Annotated in this window: 16 protein-coding genes and 1 tRNA gene; 16 read left to right on the top strand and 1 reads right to left on the bottom strand. The window is 42.8% G+C overall.

Features of this window, described 5'->3' with window-relative positions:
• The first annotated feature begins 11 nt into the window (after nt 1–11).
• From CSV61_RS09770 to CSV61_RS09705, 14 genes are all read left to right on the top strand, one after another.
• Nucleotides 12–986 carry an electron transfer flavoprotein subunit alpha/FixB family protein gene (locus CSV61_RS09770; protein WP_099639062.1) on the top strand — a complete coding sequence of 325 codons (975 nt, stop codon included), beginning with the start codon at nt 12–14 and terminating at the stop codon, nt 984–986.
• A gap of 85 nt (nt 987–1,071) precedes the next feature.
• Nucleotides 1,072–1,386 (top strand): thioredoxin, encoded by a 315-nt coding sequence (gene trxA, locus CSV61_RS09765; protein ID WP_029052960.1) that lies wholly within the window; start codon nt 1,072–1,074, stop codon nt 1,384–1,386.
• A 52-nt stretch (nt 1,387–1,438) separates the two neighbouring features.
• Nucleotides 1,439–3,241 (top strand): excinuclease ABC subunit UvrC, encoded by a 1,803-nt coding sequence (gene uvrC, locus CSV61_RS09760; protein ID WP_099639061.1) that lies wholly within the window; start codon nt 1,439–1,441, stop codon nt 3,239–3,241.
• 416 nt (nt 3,242–3,657) lie between these two features.
• A complete protein-coding gene (locus CSV61_RS09755) occupies nt 3,658–4,266 on the top strand; it encodes a succinate dehydrogenase cytochrome b558 subunit (protein WP_083032070.1) in 609 nt (202 codons plus the stop codon).
• Between the two features lie 49 nt (nt 4,267–4,315).
• Nucleotides 4,316–6,070 carry a succinate dehydrogenase flavoprotein subunit gene (sdhA, locus tag CSV61_RS09750; RefSeq protein WP_099639060.1) on the top strand — a complete coding sequence of 585 codons (1,755 nt, stop codon included), beginning with the start codon at nt 4,316–4,318 and terminating at the stop codon, nt 6,068–6,070.
• On the top strand, nt 6,067–6,861 hold the full coding sequence (gene sdhB, locus CSV61_RS09745) for a succinate dehydrogenase iron-sulfur subunit (RefSeq protein ID WP_199173611.1): 795 nt from the start codon (nt 6,067–6,069) through the stop codon (nt 6,859–6,861). The genes sdhA and sdhB overlap by 4 nt, the downstream gene beginning before the upstream one ends.
• Nucleotides 6,862–7,141: 280 nt before the next feature.
• Nucleotides 7,142–7,591: an acyl-CoA thioesterase gene (locus tag CSV61_RS09740; RefSeq protein ID WP_099639059.1), complete on the top strand. Its 450-nt coding sequence runs from the start codon at nt 7,142–7,144 to the stop codon at nt 7,589–7,591.
• A gap of 75 nt (nt 7,592–7,666) precedes the next feature.
• Nucleotides 7,667–7,879, top strand: coding sequence for a helix-turn-helix domain-containing protein (locus tag CSV61_RS09735; protein ID WP_037561560.1), 213 nt, complete (start codon nt 7,667–7,669; stop codon nt 7,877–7,879).
• Nucleotides 7,880–8,069: 190 nt separating this feature from the next.
• Nucleotides 8,070–8,477, top strand: coding sequence for a MarR family winged helix-turn-helix transcriptional regulator (locus CSV61_RS09730; RefSeq protein WP_099639101.1), 408 nt, complete (start codon nt 8,070–8,072; stop codon nt 8,475–8,477).
• 9 nt (nt 8,478–8,486) lie between these two features.
• Entirely contained in the window at nt 8,487–9,275 is a 789-nt protein-coding gene (gene racE, locus CSV61_RS09725) for a glutamate racemase (RefSeq protein ID WP_083032060.1), read from the top strand.
• A 129-nt stretch (nt 9,276–9,404) separates the two neighbouring features.
• The gene (gene rph / locus CSV61_RS09720) at nt 9,405–10,163 is read left to right on the top strand and encodes a ribonuclease PH (protein WP_099639058.1); all 759 of its coding nucleotides are present in this window, start codon (nt 9,405–9,407) and stop codon (nt 10,161–10,163) included.
• A complete protein-coding gene (locus CSV61_RS09715; protein ID WP_099639057.1) occupies nt 10,160–10,774 on the top strand; it encodes an XTP/dITP diphosphatase in 615 nt (204 codons plus the stop codon). Before rph ends, CSV61_RS09715 begins: the two co-directional genes overlap by 4 nt.
• Nucleotides 10,771–11,262, top strand: coding sequence for a metallophosphoesterase (locus CSV61_RS09710; RefSeq protein ID WP_099639056.1), 492 nt, complete (start codon nt 10,771–10,773; stop codon nt 11,260–11,262). Before CSV61_RS09715 ends, CSV61_RS09710 begins: the two co-directional genes overlap by 4 nt.
• 73 nt (nt 11,263–11,335) lie before the next feature.
• A tRNA-Arg gene (locus tag CSV61_RS09705) sits at nt 11,336–11,409 on the top strand.
• A gap of 453 nt (nt 11,410–11,862) precedes the next feature.
• On the opposite strand, the gene CSV61_RS09700 is transcribed toward CSV61_RS09705, so the two are convergent.
• Nucleotides 11,863–13,671 carry a helix-turn-helix domain-containing protein gene (locus CSV61_RS09700; protein WP_099639055.1) on the bottom strand — a complete coding sequence of 603 codons (1,809 nt, stop codon included), beginning with the start codon at nt 13,669–13,671 and terminating at the stop codon, nt 11,863–11,865.
• Nucleotides 13,672–13,909: 238 nt separating this feature from the next.
• On the opposite strand from CSV61_RS09700, the gene CSV61_RS09695 reads away from it, so the two are divergent.
• Both CSV61_RS09695 and CSV61_RS09690 read left to right on the top strand, forming a co-directional pair.
• Nucleotides 13,910–15,049: an acyl-CoA dehydrogenase gene (locus CSV61_RS09695; protein ID WP_099639054.1), complete on the top strand. Its 1,140-nt coding sequence runs from the start codon at nt 13,910–13,912 to the stop codon at nt 15,047–15,049.
• Between the two features lie 42 nt (nt 15,050–15,091).
• Complete coding sequence (locus CSV61_RS09690) at nt 15,092–17,059, top strand: acetate--CoA ligase (protein ID WP_099639053.1); 1,968 nt, start codon at nt 15,092–15,094, stop codon at nt 17,057–17,059.
• Nucleotides 17,060–17,067 lie beyond the last annotated feature (8 nt).

Here is a 17,067-nt window from a genome sequence, read left to right as displayed (position 1 = left end):
GGGACTACATTATGTCAAAGAAAATGTTGGTTTTAGGTGAAGCACGTGATGGAGAACTACGTAACGTATCATTTGAAACAATTGCAGCAGCAAAAAATATATCAGATGGCGGAGAAGTTGTCGCTGTTCTTATAGGAGATCAAGTTCAGTCACTTGGCGAAGAAATGATTCATTATGGAGCGGATCGTGTAGTAACGGTTGAGCACCCACACTTGAAGCACTACACGCCAGACGGCTTTGGACAGGCATTCCTAGCAGTCTATGAAGATGAATCTCCTGATGGTGTCGTATTCGGGCACACAGCTATGGGTAAAGATTTATCACCAAAAATTGCAAGCAAACTTGGAGTCGGATTGATTTCAGATGTTACGAAGATTGAAGGAGAAGGCGATGATGCAGAATTCATCCGCCCGATCTATTCTGGTAAAGCGTTCGAAAAAGTAGAAATTAAAGAAGGCTTACAATTTATCACAATCCGTCCGAACAACATTGAGCCGTTAGCGCATGACGCAGGCCGCTCAGGTGACGTAACAGCGAAAACTGTAGAAATTACAAATCTTCGTTCCGTTATCAAAGACGTAGTACGTAAATCAACAGAAGGCGTAGATTTATCTGAAGCAAAAGTTATCGTAGCGGGCGGGCGTGGAGTTAAAGGGCCTGAAGGATTTGAGCCTTTAAAAGAGTTAGCAGATCTTCTAGGCGGCGCAGTTGGTGCTTCACGTGGAGCATGTGACGCGGACTACTGTGACTATTCACTACAGATTGGTCAAACAGGTAAAGTGGTTACTCCAGACTTGTATATCGCAGCTGGAATTTCAGGAGCGATCCAGCACGTAGCAGGTATGTCCAACTCGAAAGTTATTGTAGCCATCAACAAAGATCCAGAGGCGAACATCTTTAAAATTGCCGATTACGGTATCGTAGGTGACATCTTCGAGATTATTCCTATCATGATCGAAGAAATTAAAAAAATCAAAGTCAGCTAAAGAATGAAGATAGGCATTATTTTAGCTCCTTCTATACCTCCATGATATAATACGAATATAGTTAAAGACTAAGGAGGAAATTAGAATGGCAATTATTAATGCAACGGATTCAAACTTTGCTGAAAACGTAAAAGAAGGCGTAGTACTAGTGGACTTTTGGGCACCTTGGTGCGGACCATGTAAAATGATCGCTCCTGTACTTGAAGAACTTTCAGGTGAACTTGAAGGAAAAGCGAACATTGTAAAAGTAAACGTGGATGATAACCAAGCAACTGCTAGCCAGTTCGGTATCATGTCGATCCCAACACTACTTCTCTTTAAAGATGGAGAAGTGGCTGAAAAAGTAGTAGGTTTCCAACCAAAAGAAGCACTTGCACAACTAGTAGAAAAACACGCATAAATATAAAAGACCGGGCCGCAAGAGCAGCTCGGTCTTTTAGTAGGTGAAAATAATGAATGAAATCATTGAACATAAACTTTCAATCCTTCCCGATTTGCCGGGTTGCTATTTAATGAAGGATCGTCAAGGTACTGTCATTTATGTCGGGAAAGCAAAAGTGTTGAAAAACCGTGTGCGTAGCTATTTTACGGGTTCCCATGATGGCAAGACCCAGCGATTGGTCGGGGAAATAGAGGACTTTGAATATATAGTTACCAATTCTGAAATTGAGGCATTGATTTTAGAATTAAACATGATTAAGAAATACGATCCGAAATACAATATTATGCTTAAAGATGACAAAACATATCCTTACTTAAAAATTACGAATGAACGTCATCCAAAGTTGATCATTACACGCAAAGTCAATAAAAAATCTGGTAAATATTTCGGGCCGTACCCTAACGCTACAGCCGCTCATGAAACGAAAAGATTACTGGATCGCTTATATCCGTATCGCAAATGTCAAAGTATTCCTGCGCGGGCGTGTTTGTATTATCATATCGGTCAATGTCTGGCGCCTTGTATTAAAGAAGTGCCTGCCGAAGCGTATACCGAAATGATTGCAGATATTACTCGATTCTTAAATGGCGGGTATAAGGAAGTAAAAAAAGAACTTCAACAAAAAATGAATGAAGCAGCAGAAGAATTAGAATTTGAACGAGCGAAAGAATATCGTGATCAAATTACCAATATTGAAACCGTTATGGAAAAACAGAATATGAATGCGAATGATTTTACAGACCGTGACATTTTTGGCTATGCAGTTGATAAAGGCTGGATGTGTGTGCAAGTATTCTTTGTCAGACAAGGTAAAATGATCGAACGGGATGTATCCATTTTCCCGGCTTATCAAAACCCTGAAGAAGAATTACTGACGTATCTAGGTCGTTTCTATGGAGAAGCTCAACATTTATTACCAAAAGAAGTATTACTTCCAGAAACCGTTGATTTTGCGTTGGCAGATCAATTGCTCGATACGAATGTGTTCATACCACAACGTGGAAAGAAAAAGGATCTTGTTAAACTGGCTGCTAAAAACGCGTCCATTGCATTAAACGCGAAGTTCCAAATAATTGAACGTCAAGAAGAGCGTACCATTGGTGCGTGTGAAGAACTTGGGGAAGCGATGAATATTAGCATACCTCTTCGTATTGAAGCTTTCGATAACTCACATACACATGGCGTGGAACCTGTTTCCGCCATGATATCATTTGTAGATGGAAGACCTAATCGCAAAGATTACCGAAAGTATAAAACGAAGACGGCCGCAGCACATGACGACTACGGTGCAATGCGTGAAGTCGTGAGAAGACGCTATACACGTGTATTAAAGGATCAATTGCCTTTGCCTGATTTAATCGTTATTGATGGTGGAAAAGGACAGATGGAAATTGCTCGGGAAGTGCTAGAGGATGAACTAGGCCTCTCCATTCCGATAGCTGGATTGGCGAAAGATGATAAACATAATACAGCACAGTTGCTATATGGTCATCCGCCAGAGATTGTTCCGTTAAAGAAGACAAGTGAGGCATTTTATTTGCTGCAACGTGTTCAAGATGAGGTCCATCGATTTGCTATTACATTCCACAGACAGCGGCGGGGGGCGTCTTCACTAACTTCTTCACTGGATGGAATTGAAGGGGTTGGCCCGAAACGTAAACAGCAATTACTGAAACACTTTAAAACAGTGAAGGCCATTCGTGAAGCAACACCTGAACAATTGAAAGAAGCAGGGATGCCAAAGAAAGTCGCCGATGAGTTACTTGCCCATTTCCAACAACCTGAGACAGCTGAAAAGCCCCTTACTGAATAAAGTCGAGGGGCTTTCATTGACATATAATGTTTTTCTTCCATATTATTGCTAGGCGTTTATTTTCACTACACATTCTGAGAATAATTGGTGAATTAAATTAAAAGCGTAAATTTCATGAATAAATGAGTGGAGTAGGGTATTGGAAATAAACGCTAATCTCTCAAATCCTTATTTCTATGGGCTTCAAACTATGTCAAGCAGTGTCGGATCGTAAGAAAAGCAACGCGTTATTCGACGTTGTTAGAAAAATCATAATCTACTATAAAAAGCACACAGCGTCTTGACCTGTCCAATACAGAGGAGTACAATATACATGTTATCATATTGTACCATGAAGAGAGATACTGGCGAATGCGAACTAGATAGAGAACCGCATCATGACAGTATAATCTCAGAAATAAGGGAGGGTAAAAGACTTGTCGAAAGAAACAGATTTTTTCTTACGCCGTCTACATTCGTTGCTTGGTGTAATTCCAGTTGGACTATTTGTTGCCCAACACTTAGTTATTAACCATTTTGCAACGCGCGGTGAGGAAGCATTCAACACAGCATCTAATTTTATGGGGAACTTGCCGTTTGTATTGTTCTTGGAATGGTTTATTATTTACATTCCACTCATGTTCCACGCGTTTTACGGAGTGTACATAGCTTTCTCAGCGAAATACAATGTGGGCAGTTATAGCACTTTTCGTAACTGGATGTTCACATTCCAACGTTTCACGGGTGTATTCCTTGTCATCTTCATTGCTTGGCACGTATACGAAACTCGTATTCAAAAAGCGCTTGGAGCTGAAGTAGACTTCAACATGATGGCCGATATCTTATCGAACCCACTTATGCTTGTATTCTACATCCTAGGTATTCTATCTGCTACTTTCCACTTAGCAAATGGACTTTGGTCTTTCTGTGTTACATGGGGAATTGCACAATCACCAAGATCACAAAAAATCGTATCGTATATTACAATCATTGTATTCCTAGTACTTTCTGTAATTGGAATTCAAGCACTTCTAGCTTTTGTGTGAATAACTAACTAACTAATGAAATTACGTATAATTGAGGAGTGACACAATAATGGCAAAAGGCAGATTGATTGTCGTCGGTGGAGGACTAGCTGGACTAATGGCTACCATCAAATCAGCAGAAGCTGGTGTACCGGTTGACTTGTTCTCGCTAGTACCAGTAAAACGTTCCCACTCCGTATGTGCCCAAGGCGGCATTAACGGTGCTGTAAACACGAAAGGTGAAGGCGACTCGGTCGACATTCACTTTGACGATACAGTTTACGGTGGAGACTTCCTAGCGAATCAAAAACCAGTACAAGCAATGACGGCAGCAGCTCCTGGAATCATCCATTTGTTGGACCGTATGGGCGTTATGTTTAACCGTACGCCAGAAGGTCTCTTGGATTTCCGTCGTTTCGGTGGTACACTTCACCACCGTACAGCGTATGCAGGTGCGACAACTGGACAACAGTTACTTTATGCTCTTGACGAACAAGTGCGTTCGCATGAGGTATCTGGATTAGTACAAAAATACGAGCATTGGGAATTCCTTGGAATCATCAAAGATGAAGAGGGAACATGCCGCGGTATTAAAGCACAAAACATGAAGACAATGGAAATCCAAGCATTTAAAGCGGATGCTGTCATCATGGCAACGGGTGGCCCTGGTATTATTTTCGGTAAGTCTACGAACTCTGTAATCAATACAGGTTCTGCGGCATCGATCGTATATCAACAAGGTGCAAAATATGCAAATGGTGAATTTATTCAAATCCACCCAACAGCAATTCCTGGGGACGACAAACTTCGTCTCATGAGCGAATCAGCACGTGGTGAAGGTGGGCGTATTTGGACATATAAAGATGGGAAGCCTTGGTACTTCTTGGAAGAAAAATATCCGGACTACGGTAACTTAGTTCCTCGGGATATCGCAACACGTGAAATCTTTGATGTATGCGTAAACCAAAAACTAGGTATCAACGGTGAGAACATGGTGTACTTGGATCTATCCCACAAGGATCCTAAAGAACTTGATATTAAACTCGGTGGAATCATCGAGATTTATGAAAAGTTCACAGGAGACGATCCGCGTAAATTGCCAATGAAGATTTTCCCAGCTGTTCACTATTCAATGGGTGGACTATGGGTAGATGATCATCAGCAAACAAGTATCCCTGGCCTATTCGCAGCAGGTGAATGTGACTTCTCGCAACACGGTGCAAACCGTTTGGGAGCGAACTCCTTACTATCTGCAATCTATGGTGGTATGGTCGCAGGACCGTACGCAATTGATTACATGAAACATTTGAAGAGAACAGCTGATGAATTACCAGCAACGATCTTCGAAGAAGCAGTGAAAGAAGAACAGCAGAAATGGGAAGACACTCTCAAGATGAATGGTACAGAGAATGCGTACGTACTTCACAGAGAGCTAGGCGAATGGATGACTGACAACGTAACGGTTGTTCGTTTCAATGATAAACTGAAGCAGACAGACGATAAAATTGTCGAGTTACTTGAGCGTTATGAAAATATTAATATTACGGATACACAGCAATGGTCAAACCAAGGAGCTATGTTTACACGCCAGCTGAAAAACATGCTTTATCTAGCACGTGTAATTACTTTAGGCGCATTGAATCGTGATGAAAGCCGTGGCGCGCACTATAAGCCAGAATTCCCGAATCGTGACGATGAGAACTTCTTGAAAACAACAATTGCGGAATTTGACGGAGTTTCTGCACCAATTATTTCGTATGAAGATGTAGATACATCTCTTATTCCTCCACGTATCCGTGATTACTCAGCGAAGAAAGGAGATTGATAAAAGTGAGCGAACAACAAACTGCAACTGCTACAAAAACTGTCGTATTTGACATTCAACGTCAAGATACTGCCACTTCAAGCCCTTATGTAGAAAGATTTGAAGTTCCATACCGTCCGAATATGAACGTAATTTCGGCTCTAATGGAAATCAGACGTAACCCAGTAAATGCCAAAGGTGAAAAAACAACTCCTATTAACTGGGATATGAACTGTTTGGAAGAAGTTTGTGGCGCATGTTCAATGGTGATCAACGGTCGTCCTCGTCAGTCATGTACTGCGCTGGTTGATCAGTTAACACAACCTATTAAACTTGAGCCTATGCGTACATTCCCAGTCGTTCGTGACTTGGTTGTTGACCGTGAATTCATGTTCGATTCGTTAAAGCGTATCAAAGCATGGGTTCCGATCGATGGTACGTATGACCTTGGTGAAGGTCCTCGTATGCCTGAACGTAAACGTCAATGGGCATATGAACTATCTAAATGTATGACTTGCGGTGTATGTCTAGAAGCTTGTCCGAACGTAAACGACAAGACGAATTTCATGGGTCCTGCATTAATGTCACAAGTGCGTCTATTCAACGCACATCCAACTGGTTCAATGAACAAAGACGAGCGTTTGGCTACTGTTATGGGAGACGGAGGAATCACTGAGTGTGGTAACGCACAAAACTGTGTAGTTGCATGTCCTAAAGGTATTCCGTTAACGACTTCTATTGGAGCAATTGGCAGAGCAACAACAATCCAAATGTTTAAGGACTTCTTCGGAAGTGACCATCAAGTAGATTGATTTCTATAAATAAAGCTGTCCAGGAAGTCTATGACTTTCTTGGACAGCTTTTTTAGTGTTTACTGCTTTTCAATTTATGGTAGGGAGAATAGGTTGATGAATGGATATAGAAGTCTAAGGTTGCTCCCTTAGAGAATGCTCTTTGTTTGAGCTATTATTTCCGCCTGGTAACCAATTGACATTGCGTTAACAGTAGCGTCATAAATGTTATTTGACGTCAATTTGTATTTTGCTATAATAAAGTAATGAATAGTTATTCATTATGAAGGAGTGCGGATCAATGAGAGAAAGTTATATTGAGGATTTGGAGCAATGGGTCGAAGGATTTCATTTTCACGCCAATGTTTCCGTTCGTTTTTCAGAGACGGATATGTATGGGCATCTGAACAATACAAAGGTATTTGCCTATTTTGAATATGCTCGAATCGAGTATTTGAAACATGTAAATCTTATGGAAAAGTGGATTGATCCAAAGGGCACAACTATTCCAATAGTAGCGGATTTACAATGCGATTTCGCAAAGCAAGTGTACTTTGACGAAAAGTTACAAATCCATGTGAAAGCCAATAGTATGGGTACGAGTTCAGTTGATTTGCATTATATGGCTAAGAATGAACGTAATGAAATCGTCTTAACAGGTAGAGGTGCTATCGTTCAAGTGGGTAAAGGTGATGGAAGACCCGTAGCATGGATGGAAGAAGAGAGAAGGATGTTCCTAGAAAACTCGTAAAAGCCTACACAGACGCCCTTACGCTTACATATCCTAAGGGGAAAGCGTAAAGAGGAGGGGCGCATCTTGGATGAAATGCAAAACCGTTCTTTATTAACAAATCGAGAACGACAGATTTTCACTTTGCTGGTAGATGATTTTACAACAAAAGAAATTGCTGGACAATTGACTATTAGTGAGAAAACCGTACGAAATCATATTTCAAATACGATTCAAAAACTGGGTGTATCAGGTAGAGCACAAGCAATCGTCGAATTATTGCGATTGGGAGAATTACGGCTGAACTAAAATGATGTTCAACTTAGAACAGTAAACCAATTTAGTGCAATCCGTGTCAATTATTTCTTCTCTAATATAAAACAAAGGAAAAATTGTTGCGTTCATCAATGAAAACGGTACAATGAAAAGATAGGACTCATTTCAGGGAGCTGATTTTTTGTTGAATGAACAACAAAACGTACCAACTGATATCGTAAAAATGGAAAAAGACTTGCGATACATTGCGTCCATCATCAAGGAACAAGGTCGAAAAATATTAAAGAAGTCTACCATTACACCTCCACAATTCAGCGCTCTTCAATGGTTATTAGAACATGGTGATATGACCATTGGAGATCTATCCAATAGAATGTTCTTAGCATTTAGCACAACGACTGACTTAGTAGACCGGATGGAAAATAGTCAGCTAGTGAAACGTGTGCGAGATGACCAGGACCGCCGGGTTGTTCGTGTTCATTTATTACCTGAAGGAATACGGATTATTGAAGAGGTCATACAGAAGAGACAAGAGTATTTGCAAGATGTTTTTGTGAATTCAAATGAGCAGGAAATTCAGCGATTTTCAGAATTGCTAGCCACACTACATGAACAGATGACAAAAGATTGAGGGATTACATTGAACGCACCTATTGGAGTAATTGATTCGGGAGTTGGCGGACTGACAGTTGTAAGAGAGTTACGCAACTACCTACCGAATGAACCTATTATTTACATTGGCGATGATGCACGTTGTCCGTACGGTCCTCGACCAGCGGAAGAAGTGTTGCAATTTACAATGGACATGGTCAACAGCTTAGCGCAAATGGGTATAAAAATGCTCGTTATTGCGTGTAACACCGCGACTGCTATCGCGCTAGAAGAAGTACGACAGCAATTTGATTTTCCTGTTGTCGGTGTAATTGAACCAGGGGCCAGGGCGGCTGTCAACGCGTCTGAAACAGACGAAATTGCTGTGCTTGGTACGGAAGGCACCGTGAAAAGTAAAGCGTATGATCAAGCAATACACAGTCTAAAACCAGAAGCCAAAGTTCATTCACTTGCGTGTCCGGAATTTGTGCCAATTGTTGAAAATGGGGAATACCGTACACAGGCAGCTAGAGACATAGTCGATCAGACGTTACTGCCTTTGCGTAACTATCCATTTGATTCTGTGATTCTTGGCTGTACGCATTATCCATTATTACAAGAACATATTGAAGCGCATTTCTCTAATCATAAGAATGTTATTTCTTCAGCGGCGGAGACTGTGATTGATGTGGAACGGATTCTTGCAGCAAAACAATTACGATCCACTTCAGCAGAAGAGCCGATATTTTACACAACAGGCTCAATAGAAAAGTTTCAAGCTATCGTTGAAGATTGGCTTGCTATTCCACAGCCAGACGTCCGTAATCTGACTTTATAACAAGTAGTGCAGTACCCGAAAACAGTACATCGTTTTCGGGTTTTTTGCTGTGAATATGGTAAGATGGATTGAATGTAGATTAGATGAACTAATCACACCAAATAAATGTATCTAAATGGAGGATATTGCATGCGACACGATGGAAGAGCGACTGAAGATATTCGAACAGTAACAATTGAGAAAGATTATTTGATTCACCCAGAAGGTTCCGTACTGATATCAGTTGGAAATACGAAAGTGATTTGTACAGCGACGATTGAAGAGCGTGTACCGCCATTTATGCGAAATAGTGGAAAAGGGTGGATCTCAGCTGAATATTCCATGTTGCCACGCGCTACAGGACAACGGACAATCCGAGAATCTTCTCGTGGTAAAGTGGGCGGTCGCACGATGGAAATTCAGCGTCTGATAGGACGAGCTTTGCGTGCAGTCGTTGATTTGGATGCGATTGGAGAGCGTACGATTTGGATCGATTGCGATGTCATTCAGGCGGATGGAGGAACGCGTACATCATCCATTACAGGTGCATTCGTTGCATTGGTCATTGCTGCAAATAAATTGCAAACTGAAAAAAAGCTACCCGTATTTCCGGTTCGTGATTTCTTAGCTGCTACAAGTGTAGGGAAACTATCTGACGGTCAATTGATCACGGATCTCGATTATGTAGAAGATTCTTCAGCTGACGTAGATATGAACGTGGTGATGACCGGACAAGGCCAATTCGTGGAACTACAAGGAACAGGCGAAGAAGCTACTTTTTCTCGCGCAGAAATGAATGATTTATTGACATTGGCTGAATCGGGAATCGAACAATTGATTGCGATTCAAAAAGAGGTATTAGGGGAATTGGCGGATAAGATCGGACAACAGGCAGGCGATGCACTGTGAAAGAAGTATTGATCGCAACGAATAATAAAGGGAAGGCGAAAGACTTTGAAGTTCTCTTTCGCCCGTTAGGTATCACGGTGCTAACATTGCAAGATATCGAGAAATCGATTGATGTAGAAGAGACGGGAACCACTTTTGTTGAAAATGCTGTACTAAAAGCCGAAACTGTTGCAAACTTACTGGGAAAAGTAGTGATCGCGGATGACAGCGGGCTGGAAGTTGATGCACTGAATGGGGAACCAGGCGTTTACTCTGCGCGCTATGCAGGCGAGCCTTCGGACGATGAAGCGAATATCGATAAGTTGCTAGCTAACCTTGTGGAAGTGCCTCAAACGAAGCGGCAAGCTCGTTTTCGATGTGTTTTGGCGATTGCGGGTCCTGGTATCCAGACGACTACCTATTCTGGTAGCTGTGAAGGTGTCATTACAGATCAAAGACAAGGAACAAATGGATTCGGCTATGATCCAATATTTTATGTACCTAGTAAAGAAAAAACGATGGCAGAATTATCTGCAGAAGAGAAAAGTGCCATCTCTCATCGCGGGGCAGCTTTAACCCAGTTAAAAGAACAACTACCAGAATTTATCACACGGATAGAGGGAATGAAATGAAATTACTTGTTTTAAGTGATTCACATGGCGACTTGCATACAGTGGAGCAGATTAAATCTTTGCAAGCAGACGCAATCTTCCATTGTGGCGACAGTGAATTATCGGCAACAAATCCACTGCTAAATGGAATCCATATTGTTCGTGGTAACTGTGACAATGATGATCGATTGCCAGCAACTATTGTACAGAAAGTGGGCGATGAGACGGTATTCATCGTCCATGGCCATGAACACGACGTCAAGCGCTCTATGCTCACCCTTTCTTACGCGGCAGCTGAGCAACAAGCAACCATCGCTTTATTTGGACATTCACATTTATATGGAGCGGAGATGATTAATGGTGTGTTGTTTGTTAATCCGGGAAGCACCATTCAACCACGTGGCGGTCGGGAAGCATCATACGCAGTCATTGAAATTGCCGATGGTTATACTGTGAGTTTTTATAGTATGAACCACGATTTATTAGACCGAACTAAATTAAATAAATAGTTTTTTGAAATAGTGTTGACTTTTATTTGCGTTATGCATATAATAGTTCTTGTGCCTGTGGTTGCAGGTGTTTGTCTCAGTAGCTCAGCTGGATAGAGCAATGCCCTTCTAAGGCATCGGTCGGGGGTTCGAATCCCTCCTGGGACGTAATGAAGTCTGTAGAGATAGATAAATTAAAAAGCGCTGTAAACGTTGAGAAACTAACGTTTACAGCGCTTTTTACTGTGATGGTTACGTATCATAATACTATTTAACATTCGTCCGGCCAGACAGGGAGGCGAGGACAAAAAGACTGTCGCAAAATCCTGCCTAACAGAATACCGTAGCGATGAGACAATCCAGTTTTTTTCTCATTCCTATTTAGCAATTTCAAGCCGAATGGTATTTTATACAAAAAAAGTTTTGAACGTTAGTACGATAACTTCCCTGAGACATAGATTGATGAATGCTTCGTATCTATTGTGTAAGTCGCTAGTAGCACCGCTGAATGACCAGCAGTATGGAGTTGGTTATGGCTTACAAAGTTCATAATGTGAAGGAACTGAGATGTATGCTTTCCAACGATATGAGAAAAAACAGTAACAAGGAGCCGGTCCCTTGTTACTGTTTGATATAGTGGTAAATATTCCCGGCCAATTGAATGTTAAACAATTGCTGGCCATCTGTCAGGTCGGTTGAAAGAATTTCCTCAATCCGTTTCAGGCGGTAGTTCAGCGTGTTTGTGTGGATATGAAGGGCGACAGCGGTTCGTTTGATGTTTTGGTTTTGACGGAAATAGGTCAGTAATGTTTGCAGCAAGTCCCCTTTACGAGCTTGTTCGTATTGGATGAGCGGGCCGATGACTTCATGCACGAAATCGAGCAGCTCTTCTTCAGAATTCCGTAAGATGAAGCGCTGGATACCAAGGTCTGTGTAGGACAGTGCGCGTTCTTCGAAATGGTAGTTTTTCATGAATGTGATGCATTTTTCAGCCTCTTTGAATGATTCGTGTACATCAGCGAGGTTTGGCTTCATTCTGCCAATACCGATCGTGATGTCGATTTCGCTGTATATTTTTTCGATTTCCTGCTGCAAGTGCAAGGCGAGTTGTTTAATGCTGCCTACTGGGTTTGCTACCTGCAGTTTGGCAGGGAAGGAGAATAGAGCAGCGATCTTGTTTTGGTCAATGAGCGCAGCGCCTTGCGAGTTCTTTCCTAGGAAGCATTTATTCGTCATATGAAACAGATCGTTGATGACGTTTTCGCTAATAGCTCCGCGCTGCAGGTTATCTTTATTTTCGACGCTGACGCTGACAGCGATGTAGTTGCGGTTCAAGTCGAACTGTAGATTTTTTGCCTGCTTCATTAATGTGTCATCGATTGTTTGGCCCGATAAAATTTTCGCCATGAATTCGCCTTGTAGGCGCTGCTGTGTTTCGCAGACAGCCTGTTCTTTGACGAGCTCGAGCATGATGACCGTACAGATGTGTTCGAGCGCGTTGATTTCGGCTTCTCCAATAGGGTCTTTTGAGACGATGATGAGCGTGCCGAGTGGCTTTCTTTTCGATTGCAACGGTAGCCCAATGAATTGATAGTTTTCTAGGCCTAGCGTAATATCTGAGACGCTATACGGACTGTTGAGCGACTGGGCGTTTTGTTTCGCAAAATGTAGCAGTTCGCTTTTCATTTCACTTGAAATAGGCGTGCGGCAGGCAGAAGCGGTCAGTTCGTCCATCTCATTGAATAGGAAAATATGTTCACCGATCGTTTGGTAAATATAATCTATGATAGACTGGATTCCCTCTCCGTTAACGACGAGATTAGCGATATTGCGTTGTGTTTCGATTGAGCGGGACAGCTCTTGGACAGTTTTTTTCTCTTTATGATGAATACTTGATTTTTCAAGCGCAATGGCGGCTTGCTGGGCAATTGCTTCTAACAGCTGCATATCCTCTTTTTTGAAGTGAAGCGATTGATCGAATGAATCAAGCGTAATGACACCGATGCATGTTCCTTTCAATAAAATCGGAGATGAAATGACTGAAGTGAAATGAAAACTACTTGAAATAGATTCATCGAGCAGCATCCGATTGCTAGGAGTAAGTGTATCAAGCGCCTGTTTAATTTCTTCTTCATTTTTGAACACTAGCCCTTTTTCCGCTTGAAATGTCATGCCTGTCATCGATTCACCGCTGCTTAATTCAATCGATTTAAAGATTTGCGGATAAAATAAACCTTGTGCTGATTTGGCCATCAAGCACTGTTGTTGCTGGTCGAAAACCCAAATTGAACCGCCTCCTGCTGCTTCTACTGCGGAAATTGCTTCATCAATAATCGAATCGAAAATCGTTTCGATATCTAATGAAGAGTTAATGACAGTGGAAACATGTACAAGAGATTTGAGCTGCCGGCGAGTTAAAGTGTCTTGCATAATTGATCATCCTAACTCTATAGTATTTTGTGGTTTTTGTGTAAAACACACAAATTCTTTCGGGAAATTACACATAGAATTAATTGTTTGTATTGTTTATAATTATAGGTGAATTGGAAATAAAATGAAAGCTTGTGTATTGAAAATATACGCATAGATGAAAGCGTTTGCAATGTGTGTGCTAACGGAACGATGTATGGCAATGAGGGAACGTAAAAGAAGAATGGAGGTATTTACTATGAATTTTGATTTGACGGATGAACAACAAATGGTGCGCAAGCTGGTTCGCGAGTTTGCGGAAGCGGAAGTGGCGCCTGGTGCGGATGAGCGTGATCGTACAGGAGAATTTCCGAAAGAGATTTTTGAAAAGTTTTCGGAGCTCGGTTTGATGGGGCTACCTTTCCCGGAGGAGTATGACGGGGGTGGGGCGGATACGACGAGTTTTGCAATCGTCACGGAAGAATTGAGCCGTGTCTGTGCATCGACAGGTATCACATATTCTGCGCATATTTCACTTGGCGGAGCGCCGCTTCACTTATTCGGCACACCAGAGCAAAAAAAGAAATATTTAACACCGATTTGTACAGGCGAATCGTTCGGAGCGTTTGGATTGACGGAGCCGAATGCAGGGTCAGATGCGGGCGGTACAGAAACGACAGCTGTTCTTGAAGGCGATGAGTGGGTCCTTAACGGTTCGAAATGTTTCATTACGAATGCGAGCTATGCGAAACATCTTGCTGTGACAGCGATTACAGACCGCTCGAAAGGTACGGACGGCATCAGCGCATTTATCGTGCCGACTGATGCACCAGGGTTCACGGTCATTTCAAACTATGAAAAAATGGGACTTCATTCTTCTAATACGACGGAATTGATTTTGGAAAACGTCCGTGTCCCGAAAGAAAATCTTCTTGGCGAACTTGGAAACGGTTACAAACAATTTTTGGCGACGCTTGACGGCGGACGGATTGGTATCGGTGCGATGGCTGTTGGCTTAGCGCAAGGAGCGTACGAGAAGGCATTGAATTACGCACAAGAGCGAAAACAGTTCGGCAGAAGCATTTCAAATTTCCAGGCGATTCAGTTCAAACTTGCGGATATGGCGATGAATATCGAACTGGCACGTAATATGGTCTACAAAGCAGCGTGGCTAAAAGATCAAGGCCGCCCATTCAAAAAAGAAGCGGCGTTTGCGAAATTATTCGCTTCTGAAATGTGTATGCGCGTTTGCGATCAAGCGGTTCAAATTCACGGTGGCTACGGCTATATTAAAGAATACCAAGTCGAGCGTTTCTTCCGCGATGCGAAACTTTTAGAAATTGGCGAAGGCACGTCCGAAGTTCAGCGCATGGTCATTGCGAAACAAATCGGCTGCTGATTTTTGATGGGATTTTCAATGAATTGATAAAGGAGCGATTGAATGGATATTGAACGAGTTTTACAAGTAGCGGCGAATAGTAAACTTATTTATCCTAGTGAAGAAAAGGCGCGCTCGACTTCAATTGGTAGCGCAGAAGCTTTCCAAGAACTTCTCCGGCAATCCCAAGAAGATCCAGCTACATTTTGGGATCAGCAAGCCCGTGAGCTCGAATGGTATGAACCGTGGACAGAGACGATCAGCGGCACGCTTCCTGATTTCAAATTTTTCGTTGACGGTATGACGAATCCGAGCATCAATTTACTTGATCGGCATATACAAAACGGTGCCGGTAACCGGACAGCACTCATTTGGGAAAGCGAGAACGGTGATTCGAAGTTTTACACGTATTCGATGCTTCTTGCGGAAGTGAACCGTTTTTCCAATGTTCTTCGATCGTTCGGCGTGAAAAAAGGCGATTGTGTCGCGATTTATCTCCCGAACTTGGCGGAAGCGGTCATAGCGGTGCTTGCGTGTTTCCGTGTCGGAGCGATTTACAACGCAGTTTTTTCAGGCTATTCCGAGCGTTCTTTATCCGACCGGCTAGCAAGCTTTGAACCGAAAGTCATCGTCACAGCGGATGCGACAGTGCGTCGCGGCAAAGAAATCCGCTTGAAAGAAAAAGTCGATCAAGTGGCGCCTTCTACTTCTTCAGTTGAAGCAGTCATTGTCGTCAATCGGATGGGCATTGATATTGATATGCAAGAAGGCCGCGATTACTGGTGGCATGAGCTGACGGAAAAAGCGAGCATTCATTGTGAACCCGAGCGCCTTGAAGCCAATGAGAATGGCATCGTTTTCTATACGAGCGGCACAACAGGTAAGCCGAAAGGGATCGTGCATTCAGGAACGGCATTCGTCGTGCAGAACTATGTCTATGCGAAGTACCATCTCGATCATCGCGATGATGACGTATTTTGGTGCACGGCGGATATCGGCTGGCTAACGATGCATATTTGGGGCATCGTGGGGTCTCTTGCGAACGGCGTCACGACAATCGTTTACGAAGGAGCAATCGATTATCCGGAAAAAACGCGTTTTTATCAAATCATTGAAAAATACCGTGTCAATAAATTATTCACCGCTCCAACAGCATTGCGCATGTTAAAGAGCATGGGCGAGAAGCCGATCGAGCAGTTTGATTTATCATGTCTTGACGTGATCGCACTGGTCGGTGAGCCGTTTGATGCGGAGACGTGGCAATGGACATATGAAGTGCTCGGTAAGAAAAAAGTCTATATTAACAACACGTGGGGACAGACCGAAACAGCCGGCTCGCCAATTGCAGGAGCAGCCTGGCTGACACCGATGAAACCAGGCTCTTCTGGTCCATCGTTTTTAGGCGCGGTGTTCGACGTGGTCAATGAAGCCGGTGAACCCGTGAAAGCCGGGCAACTCGGAAACTTGGTCATTAAAAAGCCGTTCCCGATGCTGTGCCGGACGATTTGGAGAGAGCCGGAACGTTACTACGGTTCATACTACAGCCAAGTCGACGGTAGCTACTACGCAAGCGATCTCGCGCTAATTGATGAAGACGGTTATATTTGGGTAGTCGGCCGTTCCGACGATGCGTTCAACGTCGCAGGCCATCGTTTGAGCACAATGGAAATGGAAAGCGCTGTACTTGAAAGTGCAGGTGTGGCGGAGTGCGCAGTCATAGGTGTGCCAGATGAAATTAAAGGCGAAGTGCCTGTCGTTTTCGTCTGCCTTTCTGAGAATGCACCAGACGGACAGGAAGTCGTAGAGCGGATTAAAGAAAACATCATCCGTCAGATCGGAAAAATTGCACAGCCGAAAGAAATCGTTATAACCGATACTCTGCCGAAAACGGTGAGCGGAAAAATTATGCGCCGCTTGATTAAGGAAATTGTTACGACGGGTAGTGTCGCAGGCGATGTGACAGGACTTGAAGATCCGTCAACAGTTGCGGAACTTCAGAGCGTCATGGAAGCGAAAACTGTGGGCAAATAAATGAACAG

Origin of the sequence: Sporosarcina sp. P3 (assembly GCF_002743415.1) — a bacterium.
GTDB lineage: Bacteria > Bacillota > Bacilli > Bacillales_A > Planococcaceae > Sporosarcina > Sporosarcina ureae_A.
The sequence above is the reverse complement of the archived record's forward strand: the minus strand, read 5'-3'. Positions and strand labels throughout refer to the sequence as shown.

Excerpts from the sequence above, each read along its gene's own strand:
- CSV61_RS09770 (WP_099639062.1), top strand. The coding sequence starts at position 12 with ATGTCAAAGAAAATGTTGGTTTTAGGTGAAGCACGTGATGGAGAACTA.
- trxA (WP_029052960.1), top strand. The coding sequence starts at position 1,072 with ATGGCAATTATTAATGCAACGGATTCAAACTTTGCTGAAAACGTAAAA.
- uvrC (WP_099639061.1), top strand. The coding sequence starts at position 1,439 with ATGAATGAAATCATTGAACATAAACTTTCAATCCTTCCCGATTTGCCG.
- sdhA (WP_099639060.1), top strand. The coding sequence starts at position 4,316 with ATGGCAAAAGGCAGATTGATTGTCGTCGGTGGAGGACTAGCTGGACTA.
- CSV61_RS09740 (WP_099639059.1), top strand. The coding sequence starts at position 7,142 with ATGAGAGAAAGTTATATTGAGGATTTGGAGCAATGGGTCGAAGGATTT.
- CSV61_RS09735 (WP_037561560.1), top strand. The coding sequence starts at position 7,667 with ATGCAAAACCGTTCTTTATTAACAAATCGAGAACGACAGATTTTCACT.
- CSV61_RS09730 (WP_099639101.1), top strand. The coding sequence starts at position 8,070 with ATGGAAAAAGACTTGCGATACATTGCGTCCATCATCAAGGAACAAGGT.
- rph (WP_099639058.1), top strand. The coding sequence starts at position 9,405 with ATGCGACACGATGGAAGAGCGACTGAAGATATTCGAACAGTAACAATT.
- CSV61_RS09710 (WP_099639056.1), top strand. The coding sequence starts at position 10,771 with ATGAAATTACTTGTTTTAAGTGATTCACATGGCGACTTGCATACAGTG.
- CSV61_RS09700 (WP_099639055.1), bottom strand. The coding sequence starts at position 13,671 with ATGCAAGACACTTTAACTCGCCGGCAGCTCAAATCTCTTGTACATGTT.
- CSV61_RS09695 (WP_099639054.1), top strand. The coding sequence starts at position 13,910 with ATGAATTTTGATTTGACGGATGAACAACAAATGGTGCGCAAGCTGGTT.
- CSV61_RS09690 (WP_099639053.1), top strand. The coding sequence starts at position 15,092 with ATGGATATTGAACGAGTTTTACAAGTAGCGGCGAATAGTAAACTTATT.